This is a genomic window from Sphingobium subterraneum, assembly GCF_014199435.1.
GTDB lineage: Bacteria > Pseudomonadota > Alphaproteobacteria > Sphingomonadales > Sphingomonadaceae > Sphingobium > Sphingobium subterraneum.
Genome location: NZ_JACIJP010000002.1, coordinates 350,001 through 368,021 on the forward strand (window position 1 = coordinate 350,001; position 18,021 = coordinate 368,021).

16 protein-coding genes (1 of these 16 cut by a window edge) are annotated in these 18,021 nt (G+C 65.0%); 7 read left to right on the plus strand and 9 right to left on the minus strand.

What is annotated here, in order from left to right:
• Window positions 1–1,283 carry the 3' portion of a lipopolysaccharide biosynthesis protein gene (locus FHS92_RS08390; protein ID WP_184079464.1) on the plus strand. It extends 205 nt beyond the left edge of the window, so 1,283 of the gene's 1,488 nt are visible here — the last part of the coding sequence; its start codon lies off the left edge, out of view; the stop codon is at window positions 1,281–1,283.
• A 6-nt stretch (window positions 1,284–1,289) separates the two neighbouring features.
• Here the strand turns inward: FHS92_RS08390 and FHS92_RS08395 are convergent, their stop codons facing one another.
• Window positions 1,290–1,718 carry a CBS domain-containing protein gene (locus FHS92_RS08395; RefSeq protein ID WP_184079467.1) on the minus strand — a complete coding sequence of 143 codons (429 nt, stop codon included), beginning with the start codon at window positions 1,716–1,718 and terminating at the stop codon, window positions 1,290–1,292.
• A gap of 88 nt (window positions 1,719–1,806) precedes the next feature.
• Between FHS92_RS08395 and FHS92_RS08400 the strand changes: the two genes are divergently transcribed.
• Both FHS92_RS08400 and FHS92_RS08405 read left to right on the plus strand, forming a co-directional pair.
• Window positions 1,807–2,106 carry a hypothetical protein gene (locus FHS92_RS08400; protein ID WP_184079469.1) on the plus strand — a complete coding sequence of 100 codons (300 nt, stop codon included), beginning with the start codon at window positions 1,807–1,809 and terminating at the stop codon, window positions 2,104–2,106.
• Entirely contained in the window at window positions 2,093–2,470 is a 378-nt protein-coding gene (locus FHS92_RS08405; protein ID WP_184079471.1) for an acyl-CoA thioesterase, read from the plus strand. The genes FHS92_RS08400 and FHS92_RS08405 overlap by 14 nt, the downstream gene beginning before the upstream one ends.
• Here FHS92_RS08405 and FHS92_RS08410 read toward each other — a convergent pair.
• From FHS92_RS08410 to hisS, 6 genes are all read right to left on the minus strand, one after another.
• Window positions 2,461–4,023, minus strand: coding sequence for a DUF4139 domain-containing protein (locus FHS92_RS08410; RefSeq protein ID WP_221230968.1), 1,563 nt, complete (start codon window positions 4,021–4,023; stop codon window positions 2,461–2,463). The genes FHS92_RS08405 and FHS92_RS08410 overlap by 10 nt on opposite strands.
• A 136-nt stretch (window positions 4,024–4,159) precedes the next feature.
• Window positions 4,160–5,614: a DUF4139 domain-containing protein gene (locus tag FHS92_RS08415; protein WP_184079475.1), complete on the minus strand. Its 1,455-nt coding sequence runs from the start codon at window positions 5,612–5,614 to the stop codon at window positions 4,160–4,162.
• Between the two features lie 136 nt (window positions 5,615–5,750).
• Window positions 5,751–6,746, minus strand: coding sequence for a DUF4167 domain-containing protein (locus FHS92_RS08420; protein WP_184079477.1), 996 nt, complete (start codon window positions 6,744–6,746; stop codon window positions 5,751–5,753).
• A 245-nt stretch (window positions 6,747–6,991) separates the two neighbouring features.
• Window positions 6,992–7,828: a peptide chain release factor N(5)-glutamine methyltransferase gene (gene prmC, locus FHS92_RS08425; RefSeq protein WP_184079479.1), complete on the minus strand. Its 837-nt coding sequence runs from the start codon at window positions 7,826–7,828 to the stop codon at window positions 6,992–6,994.
• A gap of 94 nt (window positions 7,829–7,922) precedes the next feature.
• Window positions 7,923–9,008 (minus strand): peptide chain release factor 1, encoded by a 1,086-nt coding sequence (prfA, locus tag FHS92_RS08430; protein WP_184079481.1) that lies wholly within the window; start codon window positions 9,006–9,008, stop codon window positions 7,923–7,925.
• A gap of 100 nt (window positions 9,009–9,108) precedes the next feature.
• Complete coding sequence (gene hisS / locus FHS92_RS08435; RefSeq protein ID WP_246351874.1) at window positions 9,109–10,395, minus strand: histidine--tRNA ligase; 1,287 nt, start codon at window positions 10,393–10,395, stop codon at window positions 9,109–9,111.
• A 214-nt stretch (window positions 10,396–10,609) separates the two neighbouring features.
• Between hisS and FHS92_RS08440 the strand changes: the two genes are divergently transcribed.
• Window positions 10,610–12,580 carry a M61 family metallopeptidase gene (locus FHS92_RS08440; protein ID WP_184079485.1) on the plus strand — a complete coding sequence of 657 codons (1,971 nt, stop codon included), beginning with the start codon at window positions 10,610–10,612 and terminating at the stop codon, window positions 12,578–12,580.
• A 15-nt stretch (window positions 12,581–12,595) separates the two neighbouring features.
• Window positions 12,596–13,138: an inorganic diphosphatase gene (gene ppa, locus FHS92_RS08445; protein WP_184079487.1), complete on the plus strand. Its 543-nt coding sequence runs from the start codon at window positions 12,596–12,598 to the stop codon at window positions 13,136–13,138.
• 65 nt (window positions 13,139–13,203) lie between these two features.
• Here ppa and FHS92_RS08450 read toward each other — a convergent pair whose 3' ends face one another.
• Window positions 13,204–14,046 (minus strand): ABC transporter permease, encoded by an 843-nt coding sequence (locus tag FHS92_RS08450; RefSeq protein ID WP_184079489.1) that lies wholly within the window; start codon window positions 14,044–14,046, stop codon window positions 13,204–13,206.
• Between the two features lie 166 nt (window positions 14,047–14,212).
• Here FHS92_RS08450 and FHS92_RS08455 point away from each other — a divergent pair, with 166 nt between their 5' ends.
• On the plus strand, window positions 14,213–14,884 hold the full coding sequence (locus FHS92_RS08455; protein ID WP_184079491.1) for a GcrA family cell cycle regulator: 672 nt from the start codon (window positions 14,213–14,215) through the stop codon (window positions 14,882–14,884).
• 72 nt (window positions 14,885–14,956) lie between these two features.
• Here FHS92_RS08455 and FHS92_RS08460 read toward each other — a convergent pair whose 3' ends face one another.
• A complete protein-coding gene (locus FHS92_RS08460) occupies window positions 14,957–15,829 on the minus strand; it encodes an outer membrane protein (RefSeq protein WP_184079493.1) in 873 nt (290 codons plus the stop codon).
• Between the two features lie 155 nt (window positions 15,830–15,984).
• On the opposite strand from FHS92_RS08460, the gene parE reads away from it, so the two are divergent.
• The gene (gene parE / locus FHS92_RS08465) at window positions 15,985–17,964 is read left to right on the plus strand and encodes a DNA topoisomerase IV subunit B (protein WP_184079495.1); all 1,980 of its coding nucleotides are present in this window, start codon (window positions 15,985–15,987) and stop codon (window positions 17,962–17,964) included.
• Window positions 17,965–18,021: the final 57 nt, after the last annotated feature.

The window sequence follows — 18,021 nt, forward strand, 5'->3', positions numbered from 1 at the left end:
GTTATGGTCTGGTCAGCGCGCTGGTGCAGGCCGAATCGCTCTCCACCCATCAGGTGCGGCAAGCGCTGGGGATCATGCTTCTGCTCAACGCCGTGCTTGCCGCCGTCCAGCTGGCGGCCGCCCCGCTCGCCGCCGACTATTATCATCAGCCGATGGTGGCCGACCTGCTGCGCGTGCAGGCGCTCATCTATCTGTCGACGCCGTTCACCGCGATCCCGGAAGTGCTGATGGGGCGCAGCCTCGATTTCCGGCGTCCGGCGATCGTCGGCCTGATCGCCGCGCTGGCGGCGGCGGGCGTCGCGGTGGCGGGCGCCATATTGGGCTGGGGCGTGTGGACCCTGGTGTTCGCGCCGATCGTCGGTTTTTACGTGCGCGGGATCGGCTATGCGTTCGCGACGGGGTTCGTGCCGTTCCCCAGCTTCGATTTCCGGGGAGCAGGGTGGATGGTTACCTTCGGCGTATCGCTGCTCGGCGGGCAATTGCTGTGGATCATCCAGAATCAGGCCGACATCTTTATCGGCGGACGCGTGTTGCCCGCGCATGAGCTGGGCCTTTATTCCGAAGCGCTGTTCCTGACGCAGATTTTCGTCAGCAAGTTCATTCCGCCGCTGAACGATGTCGCCTTCCCCGCCTATGCGCGGATGCAGAAGGACCCGACCCGGCTCGCGGCCTCTTTCCGGCGCGGCGTGCGCATATTGATGCTGATCAGTTGCCCGCTCTATTTCGGCATGGCGGCGGCTGCGGGGCCGATCGTCGAGACATTGCTGGGCGCGAAGTGGCTGCCCATGGCGGATTATGTCCGCATTCTTGCGCTCGCCATGCCGTTCATGACGGTGCAGGTAATGTTCGCGCCGCTGAGCAACGCGCTGGGACGACCGGGCACGACCGCCCGCATTTATGGCGTGGGGGCGATCATCATGCCCGTGGCGTTTCTGATCGGTATCCGCTGGGGCGCAACCGGGCTGGCGCTGGCGTGGCTCGCGGGCTTCCCCCTCCTCACCTTTGCGACGATTCGCATTGCAGGCAAGCCCGCCGGCATCGGCGTTGCCGATATGGTGCGGGAAAGCGCGCCCGCGGTCTGCGCGTCCGCCGTGATGGCGCTGATCGTGACGGCGGTGGAGGTCCTGCTGCTGCCCGCCGCCCTGCCCGCGCCGCTCAGGCTGGCCGTGCTGGTGGCGGTTGGCGGGGTAAGCTACCTTCTCCCGCTCTGGATTTTCGCGCGCCCGATGCTGGGCGAGCTGTTCGCACTCGCCCGGCGGCAACCGGCTGCGGCGGACGCCTGACCCGTATCAGGCGCTCTGGATATAGTCGCGCAGCGCGGCGGCTTCCGCCTCGATCTTGTCGATGCGGTATTTCACGAGATCGCCGATCGAGATGAAGCCCACCAGCCCGTGCGATTCGACCACGGGCAAATGGCGGATGCGCCGCTGGGTCATCATCGACAGGGCGGTCATGACCGGCAGGTCAGATGTAACGGTGACCGCCGGGCTCGTCATCACGGACGTAACGGGTTCCGACAGGATCGCCGGGCCGCTGCGTCCGAGCGAGCGCACGACATCGCGTTCCGAGAAAATGCCGATGACTTCGCCCCCATCCACCACCGGCACGCAGCCGATTCGACGCTCGGCCAGGAGCGTGATTGCATCCTGCACGCTTGAATCGCGGCCAAGCTGCACCACTTCATGGCCCTTGCCCTGCAAAATCGCCGATATCGTCATCGATCTCTCCTGTTTCATCGTCGGTTCTCAGTCCGCCCCTTGATGATCCCATTTTCGTCGGCCAAAGGGAAGTCCAAAGGAATGTCGCATGTCTCCAAAAGCGCTAGACGATCCCGAAATTGCCGCCACCGCCTGGGCCCGTTTCCGTGGGTTGATGCGCTGGATGGCGTTGTCGGGCGCACTGTGCGTGCTCGCCGTGCTTGGCTTTCTCTATTGGATCGGCACACCGATGCCGATTCACATGATCATCGCGACAACGGCGGGGGTATGGTGCACGTTCATGCTGGGCACGGCGCTGATGTCGCTCGCTTTCCTGTCCAGCGGCACCGGGCATGACGAGCAGATCGACGATCGGCTGAAAAAGGAAGCAGGCTATGACGAAACGTGACCCGGTGCTGCGCACGATGCCGAGCCCGGCGGACATCAACGCCAATGGCCATATCTTCGGCGGATGGGTGCTGAGCCAGATGGACATCGCGGGTGGTATCATCGCCACACGGGCCGCCAAGGGCGCGGTCGCCACGGTCGCGATCGAGGCGATGGAGTTCATCACGCCCATCCTGTTGCACGACCTGATTTCCGTCTATGCTGCGGTGGAGCGGCGCGGGCGGACGTCGCTCGCCATCCGCATCGATGTCGCGGCGACGCGGACGGGTGTCGATGTTCCCGTGACGAGCGGTCTGTTCACCTTCGTCGCGCTGGACGAGAATGCCCGGCCCCGGCCGCTGCCGCCGGAAACCGATCAATCCTGACGGCGCAGGCTGTAGTCCAGCACCGCCTTACCGTTGGCGGGCAGGGTTAGCGCCCAGAGCCGCCCGCCATCCTTGGGGGTCAGCGTCCTGCCCGACGCGACCAGGTCATAGCCGTCCGTGCGGTCGATGAGGATTTCGACGGGAGCGGGACGATCGAGCGCGCTGGTGAGGGTGACGCGCACGCGGCGCAGCGTGCCGTCATCATCGGTCGAGAGGGTTTCCTGCTGGATGCGGAGCTGATCGTTCGATCCAGCGTCGATTTCGACTTTCTCTCCCACGGCGCGGTCGCGCATCTGCGCATCGGCGAGCAGCAGCTCGTCGTCGGCGCGTTCCTGCATCACCACAAGGCCGCCCGAGGGCAGCGGGATGCCGAGGCCGTCCTTGTCCTTATTCTGCATGCGCAGCGCGATGCCGATCGGGCGACTCGCAGTGTCGCTCTGAAAGGGTGAGAGGGTGGCGCGGTAGAAAAGCGTGAAGGGCACCTTTGCCTTTTGCAGCAGGGCGACCTGTTTCTGGCCGTTGGAAGAAATGTCCACCGGCATGGGCACGCGGTAGAGTTTGAGGTCGCCCAGTTCTTCCTGCCGCGCGATCGAATCGGCGGCGATATTGCCTTTGGCCATGCGCATCGCCTGGGGCGCTGCCGCGACCGCCATTTCATACATCATCGGCATGGGCGGCGCCGGTGGCGGAGGGACCGGCAGGCCCCACGCATCATGCGTGCTGGTGCTGTCCATTGGCCAGCATTGCAGGTTGAGCACCGGCGAAGGCGGCTGGGCGACGAGCGTGCCGAAATCGCTGGTGCGGTTGGGCGCGCCCGCGACCGCGAGCAGCTGCGCGCCGTCGAAACCGGCGCTGTTGCCATTGGCGAGCGTCAGCCAGGCGAACAGGTCGAGCGTTTTGCCGTCCTCCGCCACGCGCGCGACATAGCTTGCGCCCCAATCGAAGCCGGTGGCCAGATAGGTGAGGGTCACGTCGACCGTGGTGGCGCCGGGGCTGGCGGTGTTGACCGTGAACGTGGGCTTGGCCGAAAGGCCTTCCGGCACGCCGTCATAGACGATCGTTTCGGGCAGGCCCGAGCAGCGCAGCGCCTCCACCCCCTCCGCCGTTTGCAGAACGACCGCGTTGTTGGGGCCGGAGCGGATGATCGCGTCGCTTTCGCTGACCTTGCCGGTCTGGCGATTCGTGCGGCGCAGATGAACGCGATTGCCGAGCCACCCGTCGAGCAGCGAGGCGGGCGAGAGCAGACGCGCGTCGCGATTCTTTTCCGATACGCCGCCGGGAAGGCCCGTGACGACCGCGCTCACCGCGAGCATCCCGTCGGCCACGCCCTCGAAACGGATCGTGCTTTCCCCGGCGGGAAGGGTGATGCGGCGCTTTTCCGATACCAGCGCATAGCCGTTGGGCCAGCGCGGATCGATCCGCCCCTCGCCGCGGTTCGGATCGCGATAGACGGTGACCGAAGTGGCGAGCGGCGCGGCGGAGGTGACCACCGGCTGGGCGAGTGCAGGGGAGAGGGCTAGTACGGCCAACAGCATCCCCACGGCTACTTTCACCCACCCCCGTTCGGTCTGAGCCCTTCGACTGCCTGCTTGCGGCAGGCGCTCAGGACAGGCGCAGTCGAGAAACGTCACGCGATGCATCTCGACTACGCTCGATGCGAACGGAGTTTTGGCGATTGGACCCACGTTATTAATACCGGGTCTCGAACGTCGCGGTCACACTGGTCTTGCCATTGGCGGGGACGGCCACGGTCCAGACGACCGAATCGGCATTGCGGCGCTTGCTCGGCGTTGATTCGGAAAGGACACGGGTGTCGGCCCAGTAAAAGTCGAGGCCCGCTTGCACCAGATCGACGCTGATCGCGTCCGGTTTGGCGTTGGTGATGTCGTAGCGCATGGTCGTCCGCCACTTGGTATCGGTGATGCGCGTGCGGGTTTCGACCACCGGCTGCACCTTCACGTCGAACGCCTGGCCGGTGACGAGCGCCAGCTCGCTGCCCATCGGCGTGTGGCCGATGCCGTTCTCGCCGATGAATTGCGGCGCACCGGCGGCGTCCTTCATATAGAAGCGCACCGTCCCGGCCGGAAGAGCGTCGCCCAGCCCGCCTTTGGCGGAGGTCGAGAATTTGACCGTGCTGTTGAAGCTGACGGGCTCGCTTTGAGTGCCCAGCCAGGGGTTCGTATATTCCCACGTCGCCTTGGCGGGGACGCCCTGCACGTCGAGGAAGCTCACCTGCTTGGTCTGTGCGTTGGCGATCGTGGTGCGCGCGCCGATGGGGTAAAGATAGAAGTCGCCCAGCCGTTCGCGCCCCGGCGTTTCGGTGCCGGCAGTGCGGATGCCCGAAGGCGGCTGCGGGCGGTAGATGCTGCGGTTGTAGACCTGCGGCCGGTCCTGCTGGTTGACGCTCCCCGCAACCAGCAGGGTGTTGGCATTATTATAAGTGGTGCCGCTGTTGTTGGTGAGCGTGACCCAGCCCTGCACGTCGATCCGGCCTGCCTTCGCATCGAAGAGCGCGACATAATCGGCGCTCCAGCCCAGACCTGGCGTCAGATAGCGCAGCGAGGCAGGCCGCGTCCCCGCCCGATCGCTGTTCACGCGGACCGAGAGCGTCGGGCGCGCGCGCAGGTTGGGCGGGACCTTGTCGAAGATCACCCGCACGGGCAGGCCGTCGTCGCGCAGCACCTCGATCCGGTTGCCGATCTGCAGCACGACGCCGCCATTGACGGCCAGCACCTTCGCCTGCTCGCGGGTTTCCGCGCCGGTGCCGGGGTTGGTGCGCACGATCGTCACCGTTTGGCCGACCGCCTTTTCCATCAGCTTGTCGGGGGACAGCAGATCGAAATCGAAATTCTGTTCGATGATCGACGTTCCCGCCGCGGCGAAGGACAGGGTTTCCGGGCGGATCTGCGCCGATACATCGGGAAATTCGATCCGGCTGGTGCCGCTGCCGATGTTGAGTTGCCGCACGTCCTGCACCAAAGCAAGATTGTCGTTATAGATGGTGACGGACATATCGCCCTGCGCGCTCGGCCCGGTCGGGTTCTGCGCGGCGGCGCCATTATCGTCCTGCGCGATCAGCGGCGCAGCGGATGCGCTGGCCAGCAGAAGGGCGAGCGTGAAGGCGGCATATTTCGGGGCGATCATCGGCATTCTCCTGCGTCTTTCCTGCCCATGTGCCCGGCGCGGACCACGCGCACAAACAAAAAGGCGATGCATTGCTGCACCGCCTCTTGATCGCTGACACAGGATGATCCTGCGATGAACGGTTCGCCGTATCTGCTTATTGCGCAGCTTCCACGTCTACGCGGCGGGGGCGACCCCGTTTGCGCGGCGCAGGCGCGGGCTCTTCGGCGGTTTCGGATATGTCCGGGCGCGGGATGGCGGGCGGCAGGGCAGCAAGGTCGAGACCCAGGCTCTCCTGCGGCGCTTCGTCCTTCGCGACACGCGGCGGACGGCCGCGACGGGGACGGGGTGCAGGCGCTTCGGGGGCGGACGCTTCCGGCGTCGTTTCGATCACCGCATGTCCGGCACTGCCGTTGGCGACAGGAACCGCATCCTCGGCCGCATCCCGGCGGCGGGGCGCGCGGTCGTCTGAGCGCGGCGTCCGATTGCGGGTGTTGCGGACCGGCTCACGGTCGTCCGCCGCGTCACGGCTGTCTTCGCGTCCCGGGTCGCGCCCATATTCGCGGGGCTGGTCACGGCCCTGATCCCGTCCGGCCTGATCGCGGGCTACGTCCCGATTTCCATCGCGATTGCCGTCGCGGTTGCGGTCCCGGTTACCGTCGCGATTCTGGTCGCGCGGCTCACGCCCCTGATCGCGGGTGTCGCGGCGCGGCTGCTCGCGCATCTGCTGGGGCTGCTGCCCGCGGCCACCGTCACCACGGCCGCCGTCGCTGTCCGCGCTGGTGTAATCCTGCGCGCCATCCTCGAACGAACTGCCTTCGCTGTCCTCGCCGAAATCGTCGAAGCCCTCGTCGTTGCGACGGAAGCGTGCCTGCTGGCCCTGGCCCTGACCCTGTTCTTCCTGACGCGAGCGGTTGTCCGCCAGCACTCGGAAATAATGGTCGGCAAACTGGAGATAATATTCCGCGTTGACCCGATCCCCCGCCAACTGGGCGTCGCGCGCCATGTTGCGGTACTTCTCCAGAAGCTGGGGAGCATTGCCACGCGCGCGGTTGTCGATCCGGTTGCCGTTGTCGCCACCCCGGTTTCCACCATTGGGGCGGCCATTGTTCCGGCCGCGATTGCGGCGGCCGGCCTGACGATTATTGATCAAATCTGGGTCCTTGCTTCAATGCCATCCCTGTTGCACTGTCCCCGGAAGACGCCAATCGCACCTTGCGGGTTCGGGCCGATCATCCGCCCGGACCTCCAGTCTGCCAGAGGTGGGCCGCACCGTCATGACTTGGGGAGTGGAAGGATCCCGTTCCCTCTGAACAGAGACCATTCCTGCGCCCCCTCTAACCGCTCCGGAGGAAAAAACCAAGAAAAATTCGCTTCGCAGCCAGGATGGTTCTGCTTTTATCTGTTCCGCATTTGCACAGACAGGCAACGGGCGCGACCACCCAGATCGCGGTGGAGGGCAACCGCCAGCCCTTCGGCGGCAAACAGCGCGGCAGCACTCTCACCCTGATCAAAACCGATCTCAATGACGGCGATCCCTGCGGGCGCGAGCAGGCCCGGCACTTGCGGGGCGATGACGCGGTAGGCATCCAGCCCGTCGGCCCCCGCGAACAGCGCCAGATGCGGTTCATGGTCGGCCACATCGCGCGGCAAGAGAGCGTGCGTGGAAATATAGGGCGGGTTGGCGAGAATCAGGTCGAAGCGCGTATCCAGCCCCTCCCCCCAATTTCCCTGTGCGAAGCTCGCGCGATCGGCCATGCCGGTGCGCCGGGCATTATCGCCCGCAATGTCCAGCGCAGCTTGCGAGAGGTCGACCCCCAGGCCAGTCGCGTCCCGCCATTCGTCGAGCGCGGCGAGCAGCAGGGCGCCCGAACCGGTGCCAAGATCGAGAATGCGCTGCGGCGGCGTGCGCCCCGCGAAATGCGCGACCGCCACCTCGACCAGCGTCTCGCTGTCCGGCCGGGGGGTGAGCACATCGGCGGACACGCGCAGGGTCAGCGTCCAGAAATCGCGCGTGCCGGTGATGTGCGAGACCGGCTCTGCATCCATGCGGCGTTCGACCAGCGCCGCGAAGCCGGGCGGCACGTCCATGCGGTGGAGATGGAGGATCAGCTCTTCGCGCGTGATCCCGGCGGCGTGCGCCATCAACAGTTCGGCGTCCAGCCGGGGCGTATCACTGACGGTCGCGATGCGGGTGGCGGCGTCGCGGAGGGATTGGGCGGCTTCTCCTGTCACTGCCCCCTCCGTTCGTCTCGAGCGCAGTAAAGAGACATCACGCGTGGCATCTCGACACCGCGCGATGCGGACGGAGAGTGTACAGCACCTGAATTCACCCCACCCCGTCCAGCTGCGCAAGGCGGGCGGCTTCGTCTTCGGCGATCAGCGCGGAGATGACCTCGTCCAGCCCCGGCCCTTCCAATATTTCCGGCAGGCGGTGGAGGGTCAGGTTGATGCGGTGGTCGGTGACGCGCCCCTGCGGGAAATTATAGGTGCGGATGCGCTCGGACCGGTCGCCCGATCCGACCATCGCCTTGCGCGCGCCCGCCTGCTCGCTGTGCGCCCGCTCGCGCTCCAGCTCGTAAAGGCGGGTGCGCAGCACCTTCATCGCCTTGTCCTTGTTCTTGTGCTGGCTGCGCTGGTCCTGCTGGATGACGACGAGGCCGGTGGGAAGATGGGTCAGGCGCACCGCCGAATCGGTGGTGTTGACGTGCTGCCCGCCCGCTCCGGACGCGCGGTAGATGTCGATCTTGAGGTCGGCGTCGTTGATCTGCACGTCGACGTCCTCCGGCTCGGGCAGGACGGCGACGGTGGCGGCCGATGTGTGGATGCGCCCGCCGCTTTCGGTCGTCGGCACGCGCTGGACGCGGTGGACGCCGCTTTCGAACTTCAGCCGCGCGAACACGCCGACACCCGTGACGGAGGCGACGACTTCCTTGAACCCGCCGACTTCGGACGGGCTGGCGGAGATCAGTTCCATCTTCCAGCCGCGTTCGTCGGCATAGCGCTGGTACATGCGGAAAAGATCGCCCGCGAACAGCGCCGCCTCGTCGCCGCCGGTCCCGGCGCGGATTTCGAGCATGGCGGGCTTGTCGTCGGCGGCGTCGCGGGGAAGAAGTTGCAGCGCCAGCGCGCGTTCCGCCTGCGGCAGCTCGACGCGCAGGGACTGCATTTCCTCCTGCGCCATCGCGCGCATCTCGGCATCGGCCTCCGCCCCACTGGCGAGGGTTTCGAGATTGGCGATTTCGGTGTGGAGCGCGGCGAGCGCCCGCGCGGCCTTCACCACCGGCTCCAGCTCGGCATATTCCTTGGAGAGGCGCACGAATTCCTGCGGATCGAGGTCGGGCCGGGCCATGCTCGCCTGCACCTCCTCAAACCGCGCCTCGATCTGCGCGATGCGGGCGGGGGAGATGGTCATTACACCACCCTCCGTTCGCCCTGAGCCTGTCGAAGGGCAGTACTATTCTTAGAGAAGGACAAGGCTTCGACAAGCTCAGCCCGAACGGAGAGGGGTGCGATCATTGTGGTGCCTGATCACCTGTCAGCAGATCAACAATGCTGCCGGTAGCGTCCACGGCACGTCCGAGCGACATACCGTCAAGCAACGAAAAAGGTATCTGACCTAAATGCTCAATGGGCTGCTTGGTCTGCACACCCGTTTGCAAGTTACGTACAATAGCAACATCTTCCGCCAGTTCGTCGTCACCAATTATAACTGCGAACTTGGCGCGGGCATCGTTCGCCCGTTGCATCCGCTTTTTGATATTACCGCGATATCCCATTTCGCAAACAAGGCCGCTGCGACGCAATTCGGATAGAATACGAACAGCAACCTTTTCTGCTGCTTCGCCCATGGGGATAAAAGCAACATCCAAAGCATCGCTTTGGATGTGATCAAGCAACATCCCCAGCCGCTCGATCCCCGCAGCCCATCCGACAGCCGGAGTCACCGGCCCGCCCATATTCTCGATCAACCCGTCATAGCGCCCGCCGCCGAGCACGGTGCCCTGTGCGCCGAGGCGGTCGGTGACGAATTCGAAGGCGGTGTGGCGGTAGTAATCGAGGCCGCGCACCAGCCGGGCGTTGCGTTCCCACGCCACCCCGGCGGCATCGAGGCCGCTCGTCACCTTGTCGAAGAAGGCGGCGGCTTCGTCGCTCAGATACGCGTCGATGCCCGGCGCGGCGTCGACCACCGCCTTGTCGCGCGGATCCTTGCTGTCCAGGATGCGCAGCGGGTTGCGGGCGAGGCGGTCGACGCTGTCCTCGCTCAACGCGTCGCGGTGTCCTTCGAAATGCGCCACGAGCGCAGCGCGCCATGCGTCGCGGCTTTGCGCGTCGCCCAGCGTGTTGAGCGTGAGCGTCACGCCGTCATTGATGCCCAGTTCCTTGAGCAGCTGGTCGGCGAAGCACAGAAGTTCGACATCGGCGAGCGGTTCGGCCGCGCCGATGATTTCCGCGTCGATCTGGTGGAACTGGCGGTAGCGGCCCTTTTGCGGGCGCTCGTAGCGGAACAGCGGGCCGTGGGTGGCCACCTTCAACGGCGCATATTGCTGCCAGCCTTCGGTAATGTACGCGCGCGCGATGCCGGCGGTGAACTCCGGGCGCAGCGTCAGGCTGTCACCGCCGCGATCCTCGAAGCTGTACATTTCCTTGGCGACGACGTCGGTGCTTTCGCCCAGCGAGCGGGCGAACACGGCTGTCGCTTCGAACACCGGCACCTCGATCCGGCGGAAACCGTAAAGCTTGCGGACGCGCTCAAACGTGTCGACCACATGGGCGAAGCGGTCGGCGCTGTCGCCCAGCATATCCTGCGTGCCGCGGATCGGGCGGGGGGTTTCGGGGCGTTTCGTCTTGTCCTGAGCCATAGGCAGCGCGTCTAGCGGGATTTTCCGTCCAAGGGAACATGCCTGTTTGCGACGGGGCGAAGCCCTGAGCGGGGTGGACGGACGGGCAAAGGCACGTCATTCTGCATCCGCTCTGTCGGGCATTCCAGAACATACGAGATCAGAAAGAGTGTGCATGCGTTTTCTCCTCACCCTTCCGCTGCTGCTGGCAAGCGCGTCCGCGCTGGCCCAGGGGCCTGCGACGGCGCCCGCCGCCCCGCCGCCCGCGAACCGATCCGCGCCCATCGCGCAGCCGGTCGTCAACACCATCCCGGAAGCGCGCGACATCGCCTATCCGGGCACGATGCTGCTGGAGGTCGACGCGACCGACACCGCGCGGCGCATCTTCCGCGTGAAACAGACGATCCCGGTCGCGTCCTCCGGACCGATGACGTTGCTGTTCCCGGAATGGCTGCCGGGTAATCACGGGCCGCGCGGCCAGATCGACAAGCTCGCCGGGCTGCGCATCACCGCCAATGGCGCGGAAGTGCCATGGACGCGCGATCCGGTGGACGTCTACGCCTTTCACATCAGCATCCCCGCCAATGCGCGCTCGATCGTCGCGGAGTTCCAGTATCTCTCCGCCACCGCGCCCAATCAGGGGCGGATCATCGTCACCCAGAGCATGATGAACCTGCAATGGGAGGCTGTCTCACTCTACCCGGCGGGCTATTATGTGCGACAGATCCCGGTGCAGGCGAGCGTGACCTGGCCCGAGGGATGGCAGGCGGCGACCGCGCTGCGCGGCAAGACCAGCGGCGCGACCACCCGTTACGACACGGTCGACTATGAGACGCTGGTCGATTCGCCCGTGTTCGCCGGACGCTATTTCAAAGCGTTCGACATCGGCACAAACGTGAAGCTCAACGTCGTGGCGGACAGTCCCGCGGAGCTGGAGGCCAAGCCTGATCAGATCGCCAAGCACGCCAAGCTGGTGGACGAGGCCGACGCGCTGTTCGGTGCGCGCCATTTCGACCATTATGATTTCCTGTTCGCGATCACCGACGAGATGGGCGGCATTGGCCTCGAACATCATCGCAGCAGCGAGAATGGCGTCGATACCGGCTATTTCACCAAGTGGGATGACGGACCGGGCGACCGCAACCTGCTGCCGCATGAATATGTGCACAGCTGGGATGGCAAGTTCCGTCGCCCCGAACTGCTGTGGACGCCCGATTACCGGACGCCGATGCAGGGCAGCCTGCTGTGGGTCTATGAAGGCCAGACGCAGTTCTGGGGCTATGTGCTCGGTGCGCGATCGGGTCTCTACAGCAAGGAGCAGACGCTCGACGCCTATGCGTCGATCGCCGCACGTCTCGATACCGCCAAGGGGCGCAGCTGGCGGCCGATGGGTGACACGGCCAATGACCCGATCATCTCCGCCCGTCGCCCGAAGGGGTGGACGAACTATCAGCGCGCCGAGGATTATTACAACGAGGGCCTGCTGATCTGGCTGGAGGCGGACGGCATCATCCGGCGCGAGAGCAAGGGCGCAAAAGGCCTCGACGATTTCGCGCGCGCCTTTTTCGGCATCAAGGATGGGGACTGGGGGCAGGTCACCTACACCCGGCAGGACGTGATCGACACGCTGAACGCGGTGCAGCCCTATGACTGGGCGGGCTTCCTTGCGACTCGGGTGGACCGGCCGACGAGCGAAGCGCCCAAGAACGGCTTCACGCTCGGTGGATACCGGCTGGAATATACCGATACGCCCAACAGCACGACGCGCGAGATCGAAAAGGCCCTCAAGGGCGTCGATCAGTCCTATGGCGTCGGGTTGATGGTGAAGGGCGACGGGGAAATTACCGCCGTGATCTGGGACAGCCCCGCCTTTCGCGCGGGATTGACGGTCGGGCAGAAGGTCATCGCCGTCAACGGCACCGAATATACGCCCGATCTGCTCAAGGGCGCGCTGATCGCGGCCAAGGATCCCAAGCGGCCAGTCGAGCTTCTCGTGCGGCGGGAAAAGGCATTTACTACGATAAAGCTCGATTATTCGCTCGGCTTGCGCTATCCGCGCCTCGCCAAAACTGGAGAGGGTGAGGGCAGTCTTGATCGGCTGCTCCAGCCAAAAACAACAACCGCCCCGAGTAGCAACCCGAAGTAACAGGCCTTTTTTTTCATGAATATCGACATGATCGCGGTGGGTGAAGATCCGCCGCACAGCCTCAATGTGGTCATTGAGGTGCCGACCGGCGGCGAACCCGTCAAATATGAGTTCGACAAGAAATCGGGCGCGCTGTTCGTCGACCGCATCCTCCACACGCCGATGCGCTATCCGGCCAATTACGGCTTCGTGCCGCACACGCTTTCGCCCGACGGCGATCCGCTCGATGCGCTGGTCGTCGCGCGCTCGCCGTTCATTCCCGGCTGCGTCGTGCGGTGCCGCCCGATCGCGGTGCTGAACCTGGAAGACGAGCATGGCGGCGACGAGAAGCTGATCTGCGTACCCGACGACGCGACCTTCCCCTATTACAGCGACGTCAGCGAAAAGGCCGACCTGCCCGACATCGTATTCAAGCAGATCGAGCATTTCTTCACACACTACAAGGATCTGGAAGCCGAGAAGTGGGTGCGCGTCGGCACCTGGGGCGGCGCCGAGGAAGCCCGGCAGATCACGCGCGAAGCGATCGAACGCTACGAGGACGCCAAGAAAGCGGGCTGATCGGCTGGCAGTCTGGAAACGATAGAGTGCGCCGGGAACTGGCGCACTTTTTTGTGCCCGCTTGCTCAGGGTTTGATCTTCCAGCCCCGGCGGAGCAGCGCATAAGTGAGCGCGCAGAGCGCCACGTTGAGCACGACCAGCACCGCGAATCCGATACCGACGTCGCTGTCCGCTGCCGACAGGAACCCATAGCGGAAGCCGGAAATCGCGTAGAAGAACGGATTGGCGTGGCTGATCCCCCGGAACAGCGGAGAGAGCCGGTCGACCGCGTAAAAGGTGCCCGACAGCAGCGAGAGCGGCGCAATCACGAAATTGGTGACGGCCGCGGCGTGATCGAATTTTTCCGCCCACAGCGACGTCAACAACCCCATGAACGCCACAAAGGTCGAGCCGAGCAGGGCAAAGGCGACCACCGCCCACAGATGTACGGGCAGTACATGAACCCCCGGCCAGGCGAGCATCGCCAGCCAGATGGCGGCCCCGACCATGAGCGCGCGGGTAACGGAGGCCCCGACCAGCGCGAGCATCAGCTCGCCGGTCGAAATCGGCGGCATCAGATAATCGACCAGCGTGCCTTGAATCTTGCCGACCAGCAGAGAAAAGCTGCTGTTCGCGAAACTGTTCTGCACCATGCCCATCATGATGAGGCCTGGCGCGATGAAATCCGGGAACGGCACGCCAAGCACCACGCGCCGCTGACCACCGAGCGCGACCGAGAAGATCACGAGAAACAGGAGCGTCGTGACGGCGGGCGCCCAGATCGTCTGCAGCTGCACCTTCATGAAGCGGCGCACTTCCTTGCGGTAGAGCGCGCGCGTCCCGGCCCAGTTGATGTTGCGGATTCGCTGGACGCCCGGCTCGGCCAATATGGGTGAGCCGGAGAGACGATTTTCGGGCTGGCTGTTCATCGATTGATCGACTATCGGGTGCTGTTGCCCCCGGCAAGTGCAAATGCAGTGCATCGCACAGGCGCCGCCATTGAAGCGGCGGACGCCGGGGACCATATGAATTTCACGGGCTTGCCCGACATCATTTCGCGCCGGAAGGCGACGCAGAACCAAGGAGTATCGTCCATTGTCCTGGACCGATGAACGCATTGAACAGCTCAAGGGCATGTGGGAAAAAGGCATGACCGCGAGCCAGATCGCGGACGAACTGGGCGGCGTCAGCCGCAACGCAGTCATCGGGAAGGCGCATCGGCTCGGCCTGCAGTCCCGCCCTTCGCCCGTGAAAGCCACGGACGTGCCGCGCAAAAAGCCCGTGACGGCGCGTCCCGAGGCGGAGTCGGACACGACCCCGGAACCCGCGGCAGCGGCCCCGGTTGCGCCCAGCGCGCCGGAACCGGCGCACGCCGCGCCTGCCGAGCCTGCACCTGCCCTCGACGCACCCGCGCCGACTGCGCCCCCCGCGCCCCGAATCGTTTCGGTCGGACCCGGTGGCTTCCTGCGTCAGGGTCCGGGCGACCAGCAGGCGCCGATTCCCCCGGCGCCGCCGCGCCGCCTGGTTCCCGCCAAGCCCAGCCCGGAGATTGCCGACAAGACCAGCCTGCTCGATCTCACGGAGAAGATCTGCAAATGGCCGATGGGCCATCCTGGCGAGCCGGACTTCCATTTCTGCGGCGAAAAGGTGAACCCTGGTTTCCCCTATTGCGTCGAGCATTGCGGACGCGCCTATCAGGCGCAGCTGCCGCGCGGGACGCGCCGTCCGCCGCCGCCCCTGCCCTTTGGCGGACCCCGCGTCCGCTAACGGCCCGCACGCTGACATAAGAAAGGCCGCCCCGGTGACGAGGCGGCCTTTTCTGTTGGATCGGATGTCCGTTTAGAAGCGGAAGCTCGCCGTGACCCGAACGTCCTGCGTCACGAAGCGATCGTTCGTGCGCGCAAAGGTTGTGCTGCCCGACGGGGTGATCACGAACGGGTTGGTGAGCGAGGGAGGCGTACCCTGACCCGCCGTCACGCGATAGTCGTTCGGATTGAAGCGGGTGTATTTGTAGAGGACGCCGATCGAGAAATTGTCGGAGACTTTCTGCTCCACACCGCCACCGGCGACCCAGCCCCAATCATGCTCCTTGCGGTTGGACTCGGTGAACGTGTTGAACGTGTTGGTCGTGTTGAACGCGTTTTCGAACTTGCCGTATGCGACACCGCCGGTTGCATAGATCAATGTGCCGGTCGGCACGGCAAAACCGGCGCGCAGGCGGGCAGCGGCGTTCCAGTCAAGCTTGCGGGTCATGACATAGGCGGCCGGGGTGGTGCTGAAGCCGGAAACGCTGTTGCTGACGAGCGAGCGCCCGCCCTCGATCACGCCACCCACAACGAGGCTGCCCATCTGCATATCGTAACCGGCGTGGACTGCCCAGCCGACCTTGCCGTCACGGTCGCCACGGCAACCGTCCGCTGCGCTGCCACCCTTGGCAAAGCCGCGGCAGAAACCGGGCGAGAAGGCGTTTGCGCCGCCAATGGTCGAAACCGTGTCACCGAAATTGCCGTCGTTGTTGGTGTCGAACCCGATCCGCTCGTTCTTCTCGCGATCGGTGTTGGGCTGCCAGGTGTAGCCGAGAGACCCACCGATATAGGGGCCAGTCCAGTTGGTTGTCGGACCGCTGCTGGACGCGTCGTCCTGCGCCATGGCGGGGGCCGAAAGTGCCAGCGCCGAGACAACGCCGATGGCCAAAGAACGTGCAAACTTCATGATAATCCTCCCAAATGAGCGGCCCGCTAACGCAGGTGCAGCATAGAAGGTTGCCAACTTTGCGGTGAGCTGCGTCGATTAGGGTGGTGAACGGCGCTGGCCTGCCCCATCCATGCCGCTTGCATGAGGGCAGGCCCGCCCCCTATAGCAGTGCCATGTCCGACGATCTCTTCGCCGCAGCCTCCCCGTCCACCACGCAGAATTACGACGCTTCCTCGATCGAGGTGCTCGAAGGACTGGAGCCGGTGCGCCGCCGTCCGGGCATGTATATCGGCGGGACGGACGAGCGCGCGCTTCATCATCTCGCCTCCGAAGTGCTCGACAATGCAATGGACGAGGCGGTGGCGGGGCACGCCACGCGGATCGAAGTGACGCTGGAGCCGGGCAACCGGCTGACGATCACCGACAACGGACGCGGCATTCCGGTCGATCCGCATCCGAAGTTCCCCGACAAGTCGGCGCTGGAAGTGATTTTGACAACCCTGCATTCGGGCGGCAAATTTTCCGACAAGGCCTATGCCACGTCAGGCGGGCTGCACGGCGTCGGCGTCAGTGTCGTCAACGCGCTGTCGGTCGACACGCTGGTCGAGGTCGCGCGCAACAAGGAGCTGTTCCGCCAGCGGTTCAGCCAGGGTCATCCGGTAGGCGGTCTGGAAAAGGTCGGCGCGGCGCCCAACCGGCGCGGAACGAGCGTGAGCTTCGTGCCGGACAGCGAGATCTTCGGCGAGATGAAGTTCAAGCCCGCGCGGCTGCACCGGCTAGCGCGGTCGAAGGCCTATCTGTTCGCCGGGGTCGAGATCCGCTGGAAATGCGCGCCCGAGCTGATCAGCGACGAGACACCGGCGGAAGCGGTGTTCCAGTTCCCCGGCGGCCTGGCCGACCATCTGCGCGAGCAGGTCGGCAGCCGCGAGTGCGCGACCAAGGACTTTTTTTCCGGCACGCAGGATTTCACCGGATCGGTCGGCCGCTCCGAATGGGCGATCGCCTGGCCGCTCTGGTCGGACGGCAGCTACAGCTGGTATTGCAACACCATCCCGACACCCGATGGCGGCACGCATGAAGCGGGGCTGCGCGCGGCGCTGGTAAAGGGCATCCGCGCATTCGGCGAACTGGCTGGCGTCAAGAAAGCAAAGGACATCCAGGCGGAGGACATCATGTCCTGCTGTGAGGTGATGCTGTCGATCTTCATCCGCGATCCGCAGTTCCAGAGCCAGACCAAGGACCGCCTCACCAGCCCAGAGGCCGCGCGCATGGTCGAGGGTGCGGTGCGCGACCATTTCGACCATTTTCTCACCGACAATATGGAGCGCGGCAAGGCGCTGCTCGCCTATGTCATCGACCGGATGGACGAGCGGCTGTCGCGCAAGGCCGACAAGGAGCTGAAGCGCAAGACGGCGACGTCCGGCCGCAAGCTCCGCCTGCCCGGCAAGCTGACCGATTGTTCGTCGAACGCGCCGGAAGGCACGGAAATCTTTATTGTCGAGGGCGACAGCGCGGGTGGATCGGCCAAGCAGGCGCGCGACCGCAAGACGCAGGCGATCCTGCCCATTCGCGGCAAGATCCTGAACGTCGCGTCGGCGACCAGCGCCAAGATCCTTGCCAATACGGAAATCGCCGACCTCATTCAGGCGATCGGCTGCGGTACCCGCAAGGACTGCAACCCGGACAATCTGCGCTACGAACGCATTGTCATCATGACCGACGCCGATGTCGACGGTGCGCATATCGCGACGCTGCTGATGACGTTTTTCTTTCAGGAAATGCCGGAGCTGGTGAAGCGCGGGCACCTCTACCTCGCGCAGCCGCCGCTCTACCGGCTCGTGTCGGGCGGCAAGAGCCTCTATGCGCGCGACGACGCCCATCGGGTCGAGCTTCTGGAAAAAGAGTTCAAGGGCAAGAAGGTCGAGGTCAGCCGCTTCAAGGGGCTGGGTGAGATGAACCCTTTGCAGTTGCGCGAGACGACCATGGACCCCAAGACACGCGGCATGATCCGCATCACCTTGCCCCAGGAATATGAGGAACAGGCGGTGGTGCGCGATCTGGTCGACCGGCTGATGGGCACCAATCCGGCGCACCGCTTTGCCTTCATTCAGGAGAATGCGGCGGCGGTGGACGAAGACATGATCGACGCCTGATCGGCTCTGTCCGGCGCAACGGCGGCAACCTCCTGACTACCCCCGCGTTGGCGGGAA

What these genes read in the sequence shown, in the direction of transcription:
- FHS92_RS08395 (WP_184079467.1), bottom strand. Translation starts at nt 1,718, where the DNA reads ATGACGATATCGGCGATTTTGCAGGGCAAGGGCCATGAAGTGGTGCAG.
- FHS92_RS08400 (WP_184079469.1), top strand. Translation starts at nt 1,807, where the DNA reads ATGTCTCCAAAAGCGCTAGACGATCCCGAAATTGCCGCCACCGCCTGG.
- FHS92_RS08405 (WP_184079471.1), top strand. Translation starts at nt 2,093, where the DNA reads ATGACGAAACGTGACCCGGTGCTGCGCACGATGCCGAGCCCGGCGGAC.
- FHS92_RS08415 (WP_184079475.1), bottom strand. Translation starts at nt 5,614, where the DNA reads ATGATCGCCCCGAAATATGCCGCCTTCACGCTCGCCCTTCTGCTGGCC.
- prfA (WP_184079481.1), bottom strand. Translation starts at nt 9,008, where the DNA reads ATGACCATCTCCCCCGCCCGCATCGCGCAGATCGAGGCGCGGTTTGAG.
- hisS (WP_246351874.1), bottom strand. Translation starts at nt 10,395, where the DNA reads ATGCTGGGCGACAGCGCCGACCGCTTCGCCCATGTGGTCGACACGTTT.
- FHS92_RS08440 (WP_184079485.1), top strand. Translation starts at nt 10,610, where the DNA reads ATGCGTTTTCTCCTCACCCTTCCGCTGCTGCTGGCAAGCGCGTCCGCG.
- ppa (WP_184079487.1), top strand. Translation starts at nt 12,596, where the DNA reads ATGAATATCGACATGATCGCGGTGGGTGAAGATCCGCCGCACAGCCTC.
- FHS92_RS08450 (WP_184079489.1), bottom strand. Translation starts at nt 14,046, where the DNA reads ATGAACAGCCAGCCCGAAAATCGTCTCTCCGGCTCACCCATATTGGCC.
- FHS92_RS08460 (WP_184079493.1), bottom strand. Translation starts at nt 15,829, where the DNA reads ATGAAGTTTGCACGTTCTTTGGCCATCGGCGTTGTCTCGGCGCTGGCA.
- parE (WP_184079495.1), top strand. Translation starts at nt 15,985, where the DNA reads ATGTCCGACGATCTCTTCGCCGCAGCCTCCCCGTCCACCACGCAGAAT.